This window comes from Nitrosopumilus sp. b2 (assembly GCF_014078535.1).
GTDB classification, from domain to species: Archaea; Thermoproteota; Nitrososphaeria; order Nitrososphaerales; family Nitrosopumilaceae; genus Nitrosopumilus; species Nitrosopumilus piranensis.
Window position 1 is genome coordinate 1 of sequence record NZ_MU078705.1, and the last position, 17,838, is coordinate 17,838.

General features: G+C 34.5%; 22 protein-coding genes and 1 tRNA gene. 9 read left to right on the top strand and 14 right to left on the bottom strand.

Annotation, left to right across the window (positions count from 1 at the left end):
* Positions 1 to 96, bottom strand: a tRNA-Val gene (locus C6989_RS07715).
* Between the two features lie 94 nt (positions 97 to 190).
* Between C6989_RS07715 and C6989_RS07720 the strand changes: the two genes are divergently transcribed.
* Positions 191 to 439, top strand: a complete 249-nt coding sequence (locus C6989_RS07720; protein ID WP_182126835.1) for a hypothetical protein — start codon at positions 191 to 193, stop codon at positions 437 to 439.
* A 2-nt stretch (positions 440 to 441) separates the two neighbouring features.
* Here the strand turns inward: C6989_RS07720 and C6989_RS07725 are convergent, their stop codons facing one another.
* From C6989_RS07725 to ileS, 6 genes are all read right to left on the bottom strand, one after another.
* Positions 442 to 609, bottom strand: a complete 168-nt coding sequence (locus C6989_RS07725; protein ID WP_014963595.1) for a 50S ribosomal protein L40e — start codon at positions 607 to 609, stop codon at positions 442 to 444.
* Between the two features lie 31 nt (positions 610 to 640).
* Positions 641 to 1,558: a succinate--CoA ligase subunit alpha gene (locus tag C6989_RS07730; protein ID WP_182126836.1), complete on the bottom strand. Its 918-nt coding sequence runs from the start codon at positions 1,556 to 1,558 to the stop codon at positions 641 to 643.
* A complete protein-coding gene (locus tag C6989_RS07735; protein WP_182126837.1) occupies positions 1,558 to 2,661 on the bottom strand; it encodes a succinate--CoA ligase subunit beta in 1,104 nt (367 codons plus the stop codon). The genes C6989_RS07730 and C6989_RS07735 overlap by 1 nt, the downstream gene beginning before the upstream one ends.
* 40 nt (positions 2,662 to 2,701) lie before the next feature.
* A complete protein-coding gene (locus C6989_RS07740) occupies positions 2,702 to 3,031 on the bottom strand; it encodes a hypothetical protein (protein WP_182126838.1) in 330 nt (109 codons plus the stop codon).
* A 111-nt stretch (positions 3,032 to 3,142) separates the two neighbouring features.
* On the bottom strand, positions 3,143 to 3,730 hold the full coding sequence (dps, locus tag C6989_RS07745) for a DNA protection during starvation protein (RefSeq protein ID WP_148703071.1): 588 nt from the start codon (positions 3,728 to 3,730) through the stop codon (positions 3,143 to 3,145).
* A gap of 182 nt (positions 3,731 to 3,912) precedes the next feature.
* Positions 3,913 to 7,110 carry an isoleucine--tRNA ligase gene (ileS, locus tag C6989_RS07750; protein WP_182126839.1) on the bottom strand — a complete coding sequence of 1,066 codons (3,198 nt, stop codon included), beginning with the start codon at positions 7,108 to 7,110 and terminating at the stop codon, positions 3,913 to 3,915.
* Positions 7,111 to 7,196: 86 nt separating this feature from the next.
* On the opposite strand from ileS, the gene purD reads away from it, so the two are divergent.
* On the top strand, positions 7,197 to 8,459 hold the full coding sequence (purD, locus tag C6989_RS07755) for a phosphoribosylamine--glycine ligase (RefSeq protein WP_182126840.1): 1,263 nt from the start codon (positions 7,197 to 7,199) through the stop codon (positions 8,457 to 8,459).
* On the opposite strand, the gene C6989_RS07760 is transcribed toward purD, so the two are convergent.
* Both C6989_RS07760 and C6989_RS07765 read right to left on the bottom strand, forming a co-directional pair.
* Positions 8,450 to 9,013, bottom strand: a complete 564-nt coding sequence (locus C6989_RS07760) for a 5-formyltetrahydrofolate cyclo-ligase (protein ID WP_182126841.1) — start codon at positions 9,011 to 9,013, stop codon at positions 8,450 to 8,452. The two genes, purD and C6989_RS07760, sit on opposite strands and share 10 nt — an antisense overlap.
* Positions 9,003 to 9,866 carry a bifunctional 5,10-methylenetetrahydrofolate dehydrogenase/5,10-methenyltetrahydrofolate cyclohydrolase gene (locus tag C6989_RS07765; RefSeq protein ID WP_182126842.1) on the bottom strand — a complete coding sequence of 288 codons (864 nt, stop codon included), beginning with the start codon at positions 9,864 to 9,866 and terminating at the stop codon, positions 9,003 to 9,005. The genes C6989_RS07760 and C6989_RS07765 overlap by 11 nt, the downstream gene beginning before the upstream one ends.
* Positions 9,867 to 9,958: 92 nt before the next feature.
* Between C6989_RS07765 and C6989_RS07770 the strand changes: the two genes are divergently transcribed.
* On the top strand, positions 9,959 to 10,243 hold the full coding sequence (locus tag C6989_RS07770) for an antibiotic biosynthesis monooxygenase family protein (RefSeq protein WP_148704131.1): 285 nt from the start codon (positions 9,959 to 9,961) through the stop codon (positions 10,241 to 10,243).
* A gap of 1 nt (position 10,244) precedes the next feature.
* A complete protein-coding gene (locus tag C6989_RS07775; protein ID WP_182126843.1) occupies positions 10,245 to 10,565 on the top strand; it encodes a cupin domain-containing protein in 321 nt (106 codons plus the stop codon).
* On the opposite strand, the gene purN is transcribed toward C6989_RS07775, so the two are convergent.
* The gene (gene purN, locus C6989_RS07780; protein ID WP_148703077.1) at positions 10,562 to 11,179 is read right to left on the bottom strand and encodes a phosphoribosylglycinamide formyltransferase; all 618 of its coding nucleotides are present in this window, start codon (positions 11,177 to 11,179) and stop codon (positions 10,562 to 10,564) included. The genes C6989_RS07775 and purN overlap by 4 nt on opposite strands.
* 76 nt (positions 11,180 to 11,255) lie before the next feature.
* Here purN and C6989_RS07785 point away from each other — a divergent pair, with 76 nt between their 5' ends.
* The gene (locus C6989_RS07785) at positions 11,256 to 12,221 is read left to right on the top strand and encodes an MBL fold metallo-hydrolase (protein WP_182126844.1); all 966 of its coding nucleotides are present in this window, start codon (positions 11,256 to 11,258) and stop codon (positions 12,219 to 12,221) included.
* Here the strand turns inward: C6989_RS07785 and C6989_RS07790 are convergent.
* Together C6989_RS07790 and C6989_RS07795 are read right to left on the bottom strand one after the other, a co-directional pair.
* On the bottom strand, positions 12,214 to 12,450 hold the full coding sequence (locus C6989_RS07790; protein ID WP_182126845.1) for a hypothetical protein: 237 nt from the start codon (positions 12,448 to 12,450) through the stop codon (positions 12,214 to 12,216). The genes C6989_RS07785 and C6989_RS07790 overlap by 8 nt on opposite strands.
* A 64-nt stretch (positions 12,451 to 12,514) precedes the next feature.
* Positions 12,515 to 13,792: a glycerate kinase type-2 family protein gene (locus C6989_RS07795; protein ID WP_182126846.1), complete on the bottom strand. Its 1,278-nt coding sequence runs from the start codon at positions 13,790 to 13,792 to the stop codon at positions 12,515 to 12,517.
* Between the two features lie 52 nt (positions 13,793 to 13,844).
* Here C6989_RS07795 and C6989_RS07800 point away from each other — a divergent pair, with 52 nt between their 5' ends.
* The 3 genes from C6989_RS07800 to C6989_RS07810 all read left to right on the top strand — a co-directional run bounded on the left by C6989_RS07800 (position 13,845) and on the right by C6989_RS07810 (position 16,281).
* Positions 13,845 to 14,789, top strand: coding sequence for an iron-containing alcohol dehydrogenase (locus tag C6989_RS07800; protein ID WP_182126847.1), 945 nt, complete (start codon positions 13,845 to 13,847; stop codon positions 14,787 to 14,789).
* A 94-nt stretch (positions 14,790 to 14,883) separates the two neighbouring features.
* The gene (locus C6989_RS07805; protein ID WP_148703097.1) at positions 14,884 to 15,990 is read left to right on the top strand and encodes an LLM class flavin-dependent oxidoreductase; all 1,107 of its coding nucleotides are present in this window, start codon (positions 14,884 to 14,886) and stop codon (positions 15,988 to 15,990) included.
* Positions 15,991 to 16,050: 60 nt separating this feature from the next.
* Positions 16,051 to 16,281 carry a hypothetical protein gene (locus C6989_RS07810; RefSeq protein ID WP_148704132.1) on the top strand — a complete coding sequence of 77 codons (231 nt, stop codon included), beginning with the start codon at positions 16,051 to 16,053 and terminating at the stop codon, positions 16,279 to 16,281.
* Here the strand turns inward: C6989_RS07810 and C6989_RS07815 are convergent.
* Positions 16,276 to 16,695: a hypothetical protein gene (locus tag C6989_RS07815; protein ID WP_182126848.1), complete on the bottom strand. Its 420-nt coding sequence runs from the start codon at positions 16,693 to 16,695 to the stop codon at positions 16,276 to 16,278. The genes C6989_RS07810 and C6989_RS07815 overlap by 6 nt on opposite strands.
* 205 nt (positions 16,696 to 16,900) lie before the next feature.
* Positions 16,901 to 17,119: a hypothetical protein gene (locus tag C6989_RS07820; protein WP_148703099.1), complete on the bottom strand. Its 219-nt coding sequence runs from the start codon at positions 17,117 to 17,119 to the stop codon at positions 16,901 to 16,903.
* 69 nt (positions 17,120 to 17,188) lie between these two features.
* On the opposite strand from C6989_RS07820, the gene C6989_RS07825 reads away from it, so the two are divergent.
* Positions 17,189 to 17,812, top strand: a complete 624-nt coding sequence (locus tag C6989_RS07825) for a pyridoxamine 5'-phosphate oxidase family protein (RefSeq protein ID WP_237087749.1) — start codon at positions 17,189 to 17,191, stop codon at positions 17,810 to 17,812.
* Positions 17,813 to 17,838 lie beyond the last annotated feature (26 nt).

Here is a 17,838-nt window from a genome sequence, read left to right on the forward strand (position 1 = left end):
TGGACCGGATGGGATTTGAACCCACGACCTTTGCGGAGAATTATTTCTCTTACGCAGTGTGAGTGCGTCATCCAAACCAAACTAGACGACCGGTCCAACGATTCTACAAAAAGACGTGTTTTTTTGTCTTTAGGTTGTGGATATTTTGTAATTACCAATGCCTTTAGTACTGATTTTTCAAAGTTTTAACATGTCTTTACAGGAGTTTGATGCATTAATTGACAGAATGAAGTTGGCCTTTGAGTATGCAGAAAATCTTGGACAATATGTTGATGCTGCAAAGATTCTTTTTCAAATGAATGAGCAACTACCTAATGATCTTCAGGTTCCTTTAGAAGAACTTGACAATCCTGACTTGGCAAAGTCATTTGTCATGCGATACAATTCTGGTATAAGATCTGCAATAGTTGATTATAGGCAAAGATTGATGAATTTCTAATTCTACTTCTTGACGCCTAGATTCCTGTTCTTTAATCTCAAGTATGGATTTCTGCATTTTCTGCATCTGGTAGCGTCTATGTCATTTCTGCAACCACAATTAAAACAAATTCTCATGACAAGTCTTGCTTGCTGTGCAATTCGTTTCTTCTCTGGGTCTGTAATTGGCATTTGATTTTCTCCTCAATCTCTCTCTTTTATTCTAATCGGATTTTTCCATCTTTCCTGCTAGCAAAACAGGTACTTCTGCAGGTCTTTTTGCTACAGGAATGTTTGCCTTGTTAAACATTGATACTTTGGATTCAGCTGAGCCATATGTTCCCATTACGATTGCACCTGCATGACCCATTCTCTTTTCTTTTGGTGCTGCCCTGCCTGCAATGTATGCTACAGTTGGTTTGTTAAATCCTGAATCAATTATTTTCTGAGCTAACATTTCTTCAGAGTCTCCACCTATTTCTCCTACTACTACCATTCCTTCTAAATCTGGAATATCCTTTACCATATCAAATGCATCAATTAGCCTTGTTCCATTTACTGGGTCTCCTCCGATTCCAATTGTAATTGATTGACCAAATCCTGCATTAGTTAAAGCATCTGAAATTTCATAAAGTAATGTTCCACTTTTTGATAACACTGCAATCTTTCCTGCCTTAAATGGCATTGGTGGCATGATTCCGATTTTAATTAATTCTGGAATCATTATTCCTGGTGTATTTGGTCCAATAACTATGGCGCCTTTTTGTTTTGCAAGCTCTAATGTTTCCATTGTATCTCTAATTGGAACGTGTTCTGGAATTGCAACTAGTAGTTTGATTCCTGCTTCTAGGGCATCTTTTGCAGCTCCCAAAAAGAATTTTGCTGGAACAAAGATAATTGAAATTTTGGCATTTGTTGCATCAACTGCTTCTTTCATTGTATTGTAAATTGGTATACTTTCATTCCATGTTTGACCCCCTTTGCCTGGGGTAACTCCTGCTACAATGTTGGTTCCATATTCTAACATTTTTCCTGCATGCAATGAGCCATATGATCCTGTGATGCCTTGAACTATAACTCCTTTATTTTCATAATCTGATTCTCCTTGTTTTCCTTTTAACAGTTCAAAAATGTCGCCCATTATTTCACTCCCATTACCGCTGAATTAATTGCCTCTTCTACTGAATCAAATATCTTGGTTTTGGAATTTTGAAGCATTTCTTTTGCTTTTTCTGATTCAGTACCTTTCAGTCTAGCAAATACTGGTAAATCAATAAGATTATCCTCATATGCTTTTAGAAATGCTTCAGCTACTACTGTAGTTTTTACAATTCCACCATAGAGATTTACTAGAATCCCTTTTACTCTATCTAATTTGCTAATCAAAGTTAATGCTTCATACACTGATTCAGTTGTTGCACCGCCACCAACATCTAAGAAACATGCTGGTTTTCCACCATTGTCTGATAACATGTCTAGTGTAGACATTACCAATCCTGCACCATTTCCTACAACTGCAATATCTCCATCTAATTCTACTAATGAAAACCCACTTTTTTCAGCTTGTTCTTCAATTGCTGTTTTTTCTTGATACTTTTCTAATTCTGGATGTCTAAAATTACTATTGTCATCTGTTACAAATTTTCCATCAAGTGCCATTATTGTATCATCTTGCATAATTGCAAGTGGATTGATCTCTACAAGTTCTGCTTCTTTTTCAATTATAAGTTTTGATAATTTTTTTAAAGTATCTGCTACGCCTTCAGCATGTTTTCCTTCCAATCCCATTTCTTTTGCAACTTCTTTTGCAAGTTCATCTGAAACCTCTCCTAATCCTATCTCTTTAATGATTTGATTTTTTACTGATTCAATTTCAACTCCTCCCTCAGCTGATGCAATAATTGTGTAGCATCTTTTCGAGCGATTCAAAAATATTGAAAGATACAACTCTTTTTTGATATCTGCCATCTTTTCAAGAAGAATGGCTCTTGCTTTTTCTCCCTTTATTGTCAAATCCATAACTTGTGGATATTTTATCTCAAATTCATCATCATTTTGACATTTTTGGATTCCTCCTGCTTTGCCTCTGCCCCCTACAGGTACCTGAATTTTAATTACAAATGGATATCCTAACTCTTTTGCATGCTTTCGACCTTCTTCTATATTTGTTGATGAAATACTGTCTAGAAGGTTGATTCCGTATTCTCGAAATAATTCCTTTGCCTGAAACTCTAGTAATTGCATGCAAAAATCCTGAATTTTACGGTCTTTATTAACTATGATATTATCTTAATTGTTCATCAAGAAAATCAATCATTTCCAAAAAGCGATCTTTACTTTTTCTCAATAACTCTTGTGGGTATTCTTCAATGGTAAAAACAAACTGTTGATGAAAACTTGGAACTAGGATTCCCCCTGATGTTACCATCTGCTCAATTACGTATCCTTTGATAAGCGTACATACAATTTCTTCATAAGATTCCTCTTCTTCTTCAAGTGTCTGTCTGTACAAAACAATTGGTCTGTTGGTTTTCTCAACAATCTTTGAACCCTTTTCAAGCAAATCTGCTAAATGCTGAATCTGCCATGCATCAAGACTGATCTGCTTTACCATGTTAATTAATAGGTGATTTTTCTATTTAACCCTGATAAAACAATTCATCTTCACACTTTGTCTTCAATGAAATCAACATTTTAGGAATAAAGAAAGAAAGTGATTTGGCATTTATGCCATATCTAGTGCTCTAGAGTGTTTTCTAGTGTGTGGTCTCTCACCCGCAAATTTTCTTCTCATGTGCCCTGATGGTCTTCCGTAGATTAGCTCTAGGAACCAAGACTCATGTTCGATCTCTTCAGCTAGAATATCTTTGGCAATATCGTATGTTGCAGGATCTTTGCCTAATGTCATCTTGCAAATTTTATCCCAGTTTACTATTGCTCCTTGTTCTGCTTTGAGACACTTTTCTAGAATTGCTTTATGATCTGTTGGATTTGCTGGAAGTTGTAAGAACTCACAACCAGAAATTTTGATAAATTCTGTTGCGTCATTTGGAAGGGCTCCTCCTAATTGGTAAATTCTTTCAATACATGACTCAAAATGACTTAGGTCTTCTAGCCTTGCATCTTCAATAATTCCTTTTAGTCCCTCACCTTCTAAGCCTGTACAATGTGCTCTGAGATTGGTAAAATAGTAATATGCAGTAAATTCCACTGCCGCATTTTTTATCAATTCTTTTACCAATTCATCCACATCAAGACCGTTTTGTTTTAGAACGTTAATCCCAACAACATTTGGTGCCTTTGATTCGGACATTTCTCTATATCTGTTATGATTGTAATAAAAATATTACATATGCTCCAAAAATTAATTCTCAGAAGAGATGTAGAAAATACTGGTGGGGGGATCTAGAGGCTACTCTCTTCTGGAATGTGATTTTGCTTTTCAATTTTAATTAATAAAAAGTGAGTCTGCACTGCACTATAATTTTTTAAAAATTATTCTATTGATATTCTAATCTTTAGTCCATCAATATCGTCATCTTTGTATTCCTTGCAGGATTCTGTAAAGTTTACTTGTTTTACTCTGACCAAAAAAGCCAAGTCATCTGCTTTTTCTCTTATCATTTCAAGTGATTCATCATCTAGATCAAGAATTGATGCTACATCCAAAACATCAGTTGGATTGTATCCTCTCTCTTTTCTTAGGGTTTGAAGTCTTCTTGCAACATCTTTTACCAACCCCTTTGCCATCATCTCTTTGTTTCTCAATGTTGAAATGAATACAATGTAGTTGTCTCTTTTAGATACTGCAAAATTTTCATCTGCATCAAAGTCTACAACAAAGTCTTCATTTTCAAGTGATATGGTTTCACCATCTACATCAAAATTAAATTTTGAATCTTTTTGTAAAGATGAAATAATTTCTTTAGGGTTGGTTTCAGAAAACATTGCTACAAGTTTTCCCATATGTTGTTTGGCTTTAGGTCCAATTCTCTTTCTCTCTAATTCTATAATTGGTTTTATGGGTAATCCTAGTTTTTGTAATTCTAAAGTCTGCTCTAATCCTGAATCTTTTTCTGTTTCAATTATATCAAATTTTTCTACGTTTAACTGAGATTGTAGTAGTTTTGATAATGATTCAAGTTTCATCTTTTGTCCTTTCTTGACACAAATTTTTGCCTCATTTAATGGCCATCTTCTCTTCAACTTTCCTTTCATTCTTGCAGCTGATGAAACTGATACTACGTCTTTCATTATGTCAAATGATTCCTCAATTTCTTCATTGACAAGTGATTCTTGTGGTTTAGGCCATCTATCAAGTAGTATGCTTTGTTTTCCATCAAAAACTGATTGATACAAGTATTCGCTAGTAAATGGGCAAAATGGATGAATCAAAATGTCTAGTGCTTTTAGAACCTCTCCTAGGACTGCATAAATTGCTAGCCTTCTGTTCTTTTTTTCTTCATCTTCGTCCCATAATTCTCCTCTTGTAATTGGGATGTAAATTTGACTAAGATTGTTAATGATAAAATCATCAATTGCCTTTGCACTCTCGTGAAATTTACATGAATCATTTCTGTCTGTAATTTTGAGAATTAATTTTTGAAGTTTTGATAGTAGCCAAATGTCTGGTGATGTTAGCAAATCATTTTGTTTTGCCCATTCTACAGTGTTGGATTTATCAAAATTATCATACTGGCTATTTTGTTTAAAGTACAAGTGCAGATTAAATAATGTGTTAATTACTTGATAAGGTCTTGACATTAATTCTTCAGTACTGAAACTTAGTGGTTCAATTGGACTTGCTTTCCACATAAAATAAAATCTGATCAAATCTGCAGGATATTTTTCTAGCAACTCTATTCCTTCCAAAACATTTCCCTTGCTTTTGCTCATCTTTCCTCCTTTCTTATCCAGTACATGCCCTTGGAACAAAAACGACTTGTATGGCGGAGTTGGACCGTTGTTTAAAATTACATTCTCAATAAGTAATGTGTATGCCCATCCTCTAGTCTGATCAATTCCTTCAGTAAAAAATGGGGCTGGAATGTCTCTTGAATACTCTTCATCAGTTAATGATGAATATGGTGCCGAACCACTATTGTGCCAAGTATCTAATACGTATTCTTCTCTTTTTGTTTTTGTGCTTCCGCATTTTTTACACTTGATGACAATGTTGTCAATCCATGGTCTGTGCAACTCAAAGTCTGGGCCATCAGGAAGTTTGTCTGCAGATTCAACAATATCTTTTCTTGTAAAAAACCAATTTCTTTCATTACAATCTTCACACGTCCACACAGGTAATGGACATCCCCAAATTCTCTCTCTTGAGATACACCAAGGATGTCTCTCTTTGATTATTCCTAAGAATCTGTTTTTAGGTTGCTCAAAATAATATTCTACGCTCTCAGCTGCATCAATTGCTTTGTTATCTAACCTATCTAGTTTGTAAAACCAACCTTTTCTTGCAAGCCATACTATTGGATGGTGTGATCTCCAGCAAAGTGGATATTTGTGCTTGATTTTTCCAATTTTTACTAAAGCATTGCACTCCTTTAGATCTTCTACTATTTGCTTGTCTGCATCTCTGACAAACGTTCCTTGGTATTTTCCTGCCTGTGAAGTGAATTTTACCTCGTCATTAATGGGGCTGAAAATTTTGACTTTTCTTTTATTGGCAATTTTGATGTCTTCCTCACCATTTGCAGGAGACAGATGTACAAGACCGCTACCAGTACTTGCATCTACAAATGATTCTGATACTGCTACATGGAAGTTTTCATCTTTTGAACATTCTTTTAATTCTGGAATTAAATCTAATAATGGATGAATGTATTTTTTTCCTTCAAATGTTAAACCTTTTACTGTTTTTTCAATTTCATAATCTTCAATTTTTAATTCTGTCATGAACTCTTTTAGTCTTGTTTTTCCAATAACCCATGTTTCATTTTCCATTTTGACATAAGCATAATCTTCTTCTGATTGCAATCCTACCATAGCATCAGTAACTAGTGTAAATGGCATTGTTGTCCATACAATCAAAAATGCATCTTCGTCTACTAGTTTTACTTTATAGTATAATGATGGGTCTTTGACCTCTTCGTATCCTTGGTTGACTTCTGCATGACTAAGTGATGTCTGACAACTTGGACAGTACGCAATTACTGTAAAGTCTTCTTCTAAAATTCCATTTTCATGTGCTTTTTTTAGTATTTGCCATTCTCTTTCAATGAATTCGTCTCGAAAAGTCCAGTATGCCTTTTCATGATTAAATGACATTCCAAGCAGTGAATCAACTTCAACCCATGTCTTGTTGTATTTCTCAACAACTTTCTTACATTCTGAAACAATTCTCTCCACTCCAAATTGCTTTATTGCCTCAGTTTTTCCTCCTGTAACTCCTAACTCTTTTTCTACCTGCAGTTCTACGGGTAATCCTTGGGTGTCCCATCCTCCGTTAAACTCTATCTTCTTTCCCTGAAGTGTGTTGTACCTGTACCACAAATCCTTGATGACTCTGCCTCTAAGATGTCCTGCATGTGGAATCCCATTCATTGTTGGTGGACCTTCAATGAATCTAATTTTTTCAGGCTTGTCTGATGCAAAAATTTGTTTTTCTAAATCAATTGATTTTGTATATTCTCTAATTTGTGATTCAATTGCTTTTGCATCAAACTTTGTGGATAATTCCATCTGGCTTTTGGTAGATCTGTGGCATTATAAAGCTAAATTGGTTTTCTGAGACTTGGATTATATAATTGAGCAAAAAATAATTTGTATTGGTAAATGTACTTGTGATTGGTTCTGGGGGGCGAGAGCATGCTTTATCGTGGAAATTATCTCAGAGCTCAAAAGTTGATACTGTTTTTACTGCACCTGGAAATGGAGGTACAAAAAATAATGTGTCCATTCCAGTTGATGATTTAGATGGCCTAGCAGATTTTGCTGAAAAAAATAATTGCTTTACAGTAGTTGGCCCAGAAGCACCTTTGGCTGCAGGCATTGTTGATAAATTTAATGAAAAAAATCTCAAAGTTTTTGGTCCCTCAAAAAATGCAGCACAACTTGAATCAAGTAAAATCTGGGCAAAAAATTTCATGAAAAGAAATGACATCCCTACTGCTAGATTTGAAATATTTGATGATGCTAAAAAGGCACAAGATTATGTAAAATCACTTGATTACAATGTCGTAGTCAAAGCTGATGGGTTGGCTGCAGGAAAGGGAGTAATTGTTTGTAATAGCTCTGATGAAGCAATTTCTGCAATTCAAACAATTTTGATAAAAAAAACATTTGGTGATGCTGGAAATCGAATAATTATTGAAGAGAGAATTGATGGAATTGAGGCCTCATACATTGCGCTTTCAGATGGCAATATTGCTATCCCTATGGCCTCTAGTCAGGATCACAAGCGAATATTTGATGATGATAAAGGCCCTAACACTGGTGGGATGGGTGCATACTCTCCTACTCCAATAATTGATGATTCTCTTGCAAAAAAAATTCAAGAAAAAATTATTGATAAAACTATACAGTCTATGAAAAATGAGGGCATTGTTTTCAAAGGCTTTCTTTATGCAGGAATCATGCTAAAAGATGGTGAACCCTATGTTTTAGAATATAATGTTAGAATGGGTGATCCTGAATGTCAGCCAATCACAATGAGAATGGATTTTGATTTGTATGATTACTTTGTTGCAAGTGCAACTGGTGAATTATCTTCAATGCCTCCAATATCTTGGAAAAACCAATACGCAGTATGCGTTGTTTTGGCTTCTCAAGGATACCCTGAATCTTATCCAAAAAATGAAGAAATTACTGGATTTGATTCTATTCCAGATGGTGCATATGTTTTTCATGCTGGCACAAAGAATGTTGATGGCAAAATATTCTCAAATGGCGGACGAGTTTTAGGAGTTACTGCCTTGGGTGATTCCTTAGAGTCTGCAATTGCAAATGCCTACAATGCATCTGATATGATTTCTTGGCCACACAAATTTTGTAGAAAAGATATTGGCAAAAAAGGACTAGATTATTTTTGAGTTTCTACAATTCTGTCTTCAGTTACAATCCAATCAATTAACATATCATGATCTGATTTTGGAATATTTTTTACAACTTGTTTTTCCAAAGTCAAAGAAATTGTGGTTGTCTTGTGTTTAGCTAAAAACCTATCATAAAATCCATGACCGTATCCTAGCCTGATTCCTTTGGCAGTTATCCCTACTGTTGGCACTAAAATCACATCCAAGTTATTTTCAGTTTCACACTCTATCTTTGGCTCCATTATGTCAAAACTGCCCTTCTCCAGGCTCAAAAAATCAGTAATTTTCTTAAATTCAATATTCTTGTCTGTTATTCTTGGAAGAAATACATCCTTTCCATTACTTAGTAATTCTTGAATGATGTCCTGAGTTAAGATTTCACTTCCAATTGGATAATATGCTCCAATTTTTTGTGCATCTCTGAACTCTTTGATTTTTTTTAATTTTTTATTGATCTTCTGACTTGCAATTTTCATCAAATCAAATGATGTGGCATCCCTTTTTTCTAAAAGAATATTCCGAATTGATTTTTTCCCGCGATTATCTTCCAATTTGACTACTCAGTGATGCTGCAGTTATTGTATTTTTTAAAAGCATTGCAACTGTCATTGGCCCAACCCCTCCTGGAACTGGCGTTGCAAAAGATGCTTTTTGAATGATATCTTCAAAATCTGTATCTCCTGCTAATTTTTCTTGGAATCTTGATATGGCAACATCAATAACAACTGCTCCATCTTTTATCATATCTGACGTCAGCGTGAATTTGCTTCTGTCCCCAACTGCTGTGATGATAATATCAGCTGATTTGCACAACTCTGCCAAGTTTTTAGTTTTAGAGTGACATGTAATGACAGTTGCATTTTTGTCTAGCAACAAATGGTACAGTGGTTTTCCTACAAGATTACTCCTGTTAATTAAAACAATATTTTTCCCTTCTAAATCAATTTTATGATAATCAAACATCTCCATTACTCCTGATGGAGTACATGCTACAAGTGCTGCTTTTTTCATAGCCAACAACCCTACATTATGTGGAGTTAATCCATCTACATCTTTTAATGGTGAAATTCTTGACGTTGTGATAAATTCATCTAGTTGTTCTGGAAGTGGGAGTTGAACGAGAATTCCATGAACTGAATTATCATTGTTTAAATTCTCAATAATTTCGTTGAGTTGAACTTGGGTCGTATTTGAATCAAGCTTGTGATCTTTTGTGGCAATTCCAACTTCCTCACATGATTTATGCTTGTTTTTGACATATGTGGCAGACGCTGGATTGTCGCCTACAAGAACCGTTGCCAGGCATGGGCTGATACCTTGAATCTTTAGTTCTTCTACTGCTTTTTTCACCCTGTCTTTTACAGATTGAGCAATTACTTTTCCATCAATCTTGATTCCTGTCATGGTATGTTTTTGATTTGAAGATATTTAATTCTTGGAATTTCATATCTGAAATCTTAGAAAAGAAATTTAATGCCATTTTTACTAGTCATGATATGTTTGTAATGATAGCAGACGTTTCACTCAAAGAAGGTGCTGAAGATGATTTTAAAAATTGGTTTTCAGAATCAAACAAAGTTCTATCAAAATTCCCTGGATTTGTATCTAGAAAGTTTCTAAAATCTGCTGATGGTAGTTATAGAATTGTGGTAGAACATGAAAGCAAAGAATCTTTTATCAAAATGCATAATAGTCCTGAACATGAAAAACTTCACCCTCAAGGACATTCTTTCATGAGCGAACCTCCACAAAGAAAAACATACACAGTAGCTGCTGAATAAATTGAAACTAGAATTTGATTTAGACACATATCTAGAGAAAATTAAAAACGGCAGTAACTATTTTCATACTTTTATTAATAGAGAAAGTTTGGCTGCTGGAGTTTTAGTTCTTCAACCTGGAGAAGAGGATACTCAAACCCCTCATGATATTGATGAAGTCTATTATGTCATATCTGGTAATGGCTCTTTAAAAATTGGAGATAAAAATTACAAAGTTTCAAAAAATAAATTGTTTTTTGTTGCAAAAGATGTTAAGCACTATTTTCACAGCAATACAAAAGAACTAAAGGTTTTGTATTTTTTTGGTGGTCCTGACTCTTAAATGATAATTGTTCTGCGACCCGAAACCTTGATCTTTTTTCTTGCAAAGAGATTTACAGCTTCAGGATAAATTCTGTGCTCTTCTTTTAGAATTCTTTTTGACAGTGAACTTTCAGTATCGTTTTCTTTTACTTTGACTACAGACTGAATTATCACAGGACCTGTATCCATTCCTGCATCCACAAAATGTACTGTGCAGCCTGAAAATTTTGCTCCATATTCTAGCGCCTGTTTTTGTGCGTCAAGACCTGGAAATGATGGTAATAATGCCGGGTGAATATTAATAATTCTGTTTTTGTATTTTTTTACAAATTCTGGACTAATTATTCTCATAAATCCTGCAAGACATACTAGCCCATTTCTTGGTGTTACTCCATATTTTGTTAAGACTGTTATGATCTTTTTATCATATTCTGCCCTGTTCCCTTTGAATCCCTTGCTTTCAACAACTTCGGTGTTGACTCCAAGTTTTTTTGCAATTTTTAGACCCCTTGCATCTGGTTTGTTTGAAATTACTATTGAAGGATTTATTGGGATCTTTTTTTTCTTAATTGACTTTAGGATAGATTCCATGTTGCTCCCACGACCTGAGATTAAAATTCCAAGATTTAGCAACTAGTCAATAGTAGATCAAACCTGCAATTTATATCAAATCTTATTTTCTTCAAACTCATTGCCTAGAAAAGTCAGGATGACAAAAAATGGTATCCTGTGTGAGGTAAATGGTAAACGTGTTTGCTTAGATCCAAAAAATACTGATACTACAGGAGTCAATTTTGTTTCCCATGCTCATGCTGATCACCTCCCCTCAAAAAATGGTGGAACAATTTTGTCTTCTATTGAAACTAGTGAAATTGCTAATTTACGAGGATTCAAAATGGAAAATCATGTTGAATCCCTTGATGACTTTTCATTAATTGATAGTGGCCATATTCTTGGTGCAAGAGGACTACTTTTTGATGATATATTCTACACTGGAGATATCTGTACCAGAAATAGGGGATTTCTTCAAGGTGCAAAAATTCCAAAATGCAAGACGCTAATAACTGAGTGTACTTTTGGTTTACCCGAATTTGTATTCCCAAAAATGGATGAAATTCAAAAACAAGTAAATGAATTGATCTCAGAACTTTATGGAAAAGGAATACCTGTTATTCTGATGGGGTATCAATTAGGAAAGGCGCAAACTATCACTCAACTCTTTGGACATTGGGGTCCACTTTATTTTCATGATTCTGTAAACGAGATGAATAATTTGCACCAAAAATTTGGTGTTAAATTAAAGAATGGGATTGGACATTCTGAGGCTCAAAAAAGTGGATTATTGGAAAAAAAACCTTGGATAATGGTTGCCCCTATGATGTCAAGTAAAAGTAAATTCATTCAAGATATGAAATCAAAATACGGCGCAGTGACAATTGGATTTAGTGGTTGGGCCCAATCGACAAAGTTTTCTTTTGGTAGAAGAACTGATTACTCTATTCCTATGAGTGATCATTGTGATTTTAATGAACTTGTGGATTTGGTAGTAAAATCAGGTGCTGAGCAAGTATACACAATACATGGATTTGTTGAAGAGTTTGCAGAGCACTTGAAGAAAAAACTTGGAATCAGTGCTCAACCATTACTTGAAAATTCTTTAGATGAATTTACTTGATGAATTCATGACAATCACATTCAGCAACTAGACAAGTCTCTGCGTTTCTAATGTGATCATGGGAAAAATGTTTGCATTTTTCATTCTTACAAATTCTTCTTTGCGCTTCTTTTTGTACCACTGCTTGCGCAATCTCATTTGCTTTTTCCTTGGAATATCCTTTCTTATCCATATAGAAATGAACTACTCTGTTGTACAGTATCTCTGGGTTGAATTGTTTTTCTAACAATTTAATTCAGCATAAAATACGTCATTATAATATTAAAAGATCAGTTATTTCCTAATTCCGTAATTTATCTCAAAATTACGCCTATATCCATGAGATTTGTATGTGTAAAATCTGTAATTATGCTTCCTTTTTGTTTTTGAAAGAATCTTCCTGAATCACTGTTTTTCAAAAATTCCTTCATGGTATTCAGATCTACTTTGATGTTTTCAGTAATGGCCCCTGCAAATACCGAGTTGCCATCGATTCCATCAGTTCCCATTGATGCAACAACTATTTTTTTAAATTTTTGAGTATTTTTTAAAATTCTCAAAACTAACTCTTGATTTCTTCCTCCCATACCTTTTCCTAAAACTTTCACTGTTGTCTCCCCTCCAAAAACTAAACAAGTTTTCTGATCTTCTGAAATATTTTCAAGAATTTTTGTTACTGCCTCTTTGATATCCCCAAAAACTTGCATTGTTTGTACTTTGTAACCTTTCTTTTTTGCTTCTACTTTCATTGCTTTGAGGCAATCTTCGTTGTTTGCTATGACTTGGTTTTCAATTTTAGATTTTTTTGGTGTTTCTAATTTTTCGTTTTCTAATCCTTTTTCTAAAACTTGTAAAACCTCTATTGGTGTTTTTCTTTTCAGCTTGTATTTTTCTAAAATTTCTAATGCATCTGAAAATGTTGTACCATCCATGTATGTTGTACCTGATGCAATAGATGAAAGATCGTCTCCTTCCACATCTGACATTATCAAACTAACTCCTTGGCATTTCATGTTTTCAACTAATTTTCCTCCTTTGATTTTTGAAAGATGTTTTCTAACACAATTAAATTCTTGAATGGTGGCCCCTGATTTTAGTAGCAACTTTGTTACAAAGATTTTGTCATCTAGGGTTATCCCATTTGGCATGGCTAAAAGTGATGAACCTCCACCTGAGACTAGAAAAATAATTAGTTCATCACTCCGTTTGTTTTGTACAAATTTCATTACTTCTTTTGCTGCCTTGACACTAGTTTTATCAGGTTCAGGATGTCTAGAATTAAAAATCTGAAATTTTTTGCCTTTGATTATTGATTTTGAGCCTTTGGGGATTACTATAATTCCACTTTTTATTGGAATTATTGCATTTAATGCCCTAGTCATCGAGTCTGCGGCTTTGCCAAATGCTATGGAGTAAATGTTGGAGAATTTTGTAATGTCTATGGTTTTTCCATTAATTTTGATTTTTTGGGGAGTTACGTACTTTGGAATAATATTTTCAGGATTTGCTGCACTAAGCCCTGCTTCTAAAATCTCTAAACACTCTTTTTTCTTATCAGTCGTTGCTAACTCTTCAAAATTTTGAATGATCATACTCTTTCTCAATAATGCAAGATATAATAATAATCAATGACGTTGGTGATTTATGCAAACAGTACGCATTCCAAAAGTTATCAACTTTGGAGAAAATGCCCTTGGTGAAACAGAATATCCTAAAAATGCATTAATTGTCACAACAGTTCCTCCCGAACTCTCTGACAAATGGATTGCAAGAATGGGAATTCAGGATTATATGCTGTATGACCAAGTAAAACCTGAACCATCAATTGATGATGTCAATGCTGTTATTTCACAATTCAAAGACAAGAATCCATCTGTCTTAATTGGATTGGGTGGCGGAAGTTCAATGGATGTAGTAAAGTATGCTGCACCAGAGATGAAAAAAGACAAGATCTTAATTCCAACAACCTTTGGAACAGGAGCTGAAATGACAACTTATTGTGTTCTCAAATTTGATGGTAAAAAGAAATTGTTACGTGAAGACAGATTCTTAGCTGACATGGCAGTAGTTGATTCATATTTCATGGATGGCACTCCTGAACAAGTCATTAAAAATTCTGTCTGTGATGCATGTGCTCAAGCTACTGAAGGCTATGATAGCAAACTTGGTAATGACTTGACTAGAACTCTGTGTAAACAAGCATTTGAGATTCTTTATGATGCAATTATGAATGACAAACCAGAAAACTACCCATATGGTTCAATGTTGTCTGGTATGGGCTTTGGTAATTGCTCTACAACCCTGGGGCATGCATTGTCCTATGTGTTCTCAAATGAAGGTGTACCTCATGGTTACTCACTTTCATCATGTACCACAGTAGCTCACAAACATAACAAATCAATCTTCTATGATAGATTCAAAGAGGCAATGGAAAAACTTGGATTTGATAAATTAGAACTCAAAGCCGATGTTTCAGAAGCTGCTGACACCGTAATGACTGATAGAGGACATTTGGATCCTAATCCAATACCAATATCAAAAGAAGATGTTGTAAAATGTCTTGAAGATATCAAAGCAGGTAATTTATAAAAAATTCACAAATTTTTTACCTTTTTTCTATTTTCTTGATAAACTGCGAAATTGGCAGCTTGATTAAACTTTTTATTCTAATGATTCGACGTAAATGTACTTGGCTCAAAATAAACTCAAATTTGGTATTCAAAACGGCCTAAATGTTGCAAGAGCTGGATATACTGAGGATCAAATTTTAACAGCATGTATGCTTGCCGACAAGACTGGCTATGATTCTATCTTCTATATGGACCACACAAATGTCCCTCAATGGAAAAATGCTATTGTATTAGATCCTTGGGTAATGCTTTCAGCAATTGCTGCAGTAACTAACAATGTTGAGCTAGGAACATGTGTAACTGATGCAATTAGAAGACACCCATCAAACATTGCACTTGCTGCAATTACTCTTGATAGAGTTTCTAAGGGTAGAGCAATTCTTGGAATTGGTGCTGGTGAAGCACAAAATCTAAAAGAATTTTGCATTCCATTTGAAAAACCTGTTTCAAAATGGGAAGAACAAATTGAAACTATTCATACATTATACCAATCAACTCCTGATAACACTGTAGATTATGATGGAAAGTACTACAAACTTGAGGGTGCGTGTTTGCAAGCACCTCCAATTCGAAAGCCACGTCCACCAACATACATGGCATCTGGTGGTAAGAGAACATTAGCATTGACTGGAAAACTTGGTGATGGTTGGCTGCCAATCGGTTATACTCCAGAACTTTTCGAAGATCATGCTGCACAAATTAAAAAATCCATGGATGAAAACAATAGAACACAGGAGGAAAAAGATAACTTTGAATATGCACTTGATATTGATGTTTACTTTTCTGAGGATGCAGAAGAATCCTGGGCAAGAATGAAAGAAGCAGTCAAGGTCAGCTTGTTCAAACCTGAAATTTTACGTGTTCATGGCCTCAAAGAAATCGAAGGCTTTGACTTTAGAAAATACTTTACAGAATATTCAATGTCTAACCAAGATTGGATTGTAAAGATGAGAGAGGCTGCAACCAAAATTCCTGAGCCTGTTGCACGTTCTTCAACTGCAGTTGGAACTCCTGATGATATCATTCCAACATTTGAGAGATTCATGGATGCCGGTGTTAATCACTTTGTGATTAGATTCTGGGGTAAGAACTATTTTGGCTCTATTGACAAGTTTGCAAGCCATGTGATGCCTGCATTGAGAGAAAAAGCCAAACAATAAGGTATTCTATTCTAATACATACAGAAAATCATTTACTGTACTGCCATTTACAATATAATGATGGATGATGACCTTCCTGAATCTGTAAAAAAATGCCTTGATGTTTTAGATGAAAATGTAGAAATTTTGGCAAACATAGAACTGGCCTTAGAAGATGAAAAAGAAGATGTTTTGACACCTGGCATGGAGCTACACCAACTATATGACATGACTGAAGATGTTGCTGAATCATCAAAACTCAAACGAGCAGAAGCCAATTTTGCAAGAAGGCAGACAGAAGATTCTCTATGATTTGTGAGGTCTCTTGTTTTTTGCTTTTGTAAATGATTTTGCCCGACGTTTGTTTCTTTGTTTCTCTAGTCTTTTTCTAGTTCGCTCTGTTGCCTTTGTGGCACCTGCAATTATCTTTGTTTTACTTCCGTCTCTGAGCATTATCTCTTTTCCCTTGAATCTAAATTCCACATCTCTGCATTTGATGTAATACTTCCTAAGACAAAAAAATATTCTGTTGTTGGTTCCATGCATCTCTTTGATTTCTTTTGATTTTTTTAATTCATTGAGAATGTTTCGTAACAATCCCTTGTCAATATCTGTAATTCTGTGCAGTTCTCTAAACCATATGAATTTTGATTCTGCGCCCCACTCCTCAAGGACATCTAATACTTGATTGGTGGCATCCTCGCGCTCTTCATCAATTTCTACCATGACGCTAGTAGGATTTTCTCTTAAATTAAGTGATTTTATTTAATAAAAAATTAAATGAAAAGTCAAGTTTTAGGACGTTTCTATTTTTTTTGATATTTTTTGCAATATTGTCACATGACAAAATATGAGACTGAATGCAATGAATTATCTTGTAGGATTTTAGAAATTAAAGCACTAGCTAAAGAACTTGATAAAGAAGATTAGGTTATTTTTTTGTGCGTCTTTCTTTGATTCTTGATCTTGTCACCTTGGTAGATTGTTTTTGGTTGTTTTCCATCTGTTTTGCGATGATGTCTATTTTTTTGATAATTTTTTCCTGTTCTTGTAGGGAATCTGTTTTTAGAAGTTTCTTTCTTAATTTTTTCAAGTCACTAGTATAGTTGTTAAAATTATTCTTTAATTCATCAAGGTATGGGTCTCTCATAATTTTTGGCATATTTTGTTACATTTAGTTTATTAGATCAATTCCCAAATTACAACTGATTTGAAATTAGTGGGGCGTCTTGAGATAAAGTCCTATGAGAAAATTAAGGAATTTCTTTCTGAAGAACACGTTGGACGTATCGCAAGTATTGATGAGAATGGCTATCCTCAGATAATTCCTATGAATTTTGCATTTGTTAATGATTCAATTTACATGCATTCGTATACTAGAGGTGAAAAATTAGATAACATTTTGAGAAATCCTAAGACTGGGTTTGAAGTGGATAGGGAATTAGAATTTTTGCCATCATACTTTTCACATCCTACTGATGCATCACAAGCTGATACTTTGTACATTAGTGTGGTAATCAAAGGCAAAGCAGTAATTGTTGAAGATGATGATGAAAAAACTCTGGCACTAAATGGGCTAATGAAAAAATATCAGCCTGAGGGAAATTATATTCCAATAAAAAACAATGATTTAGTTTTAGATGAGGTTGCAGTTATCAAAATAGTACCTGAATCAATTAAAGGAAAATACAAAATTGGACAACACTTACGAACTGATTCTAGATTGGTTTTGGCCAAAAAAATTCTAAAGAGAAACTCACCTACATCTAGGCAGACTCTAAAAGTTATGGGGTTTGAAGAGACTCCTGATGGTCTAAAAATGGTAGATGAACCTGTCTGGTGATTTTTAATATCACCATTGCTTTAAAT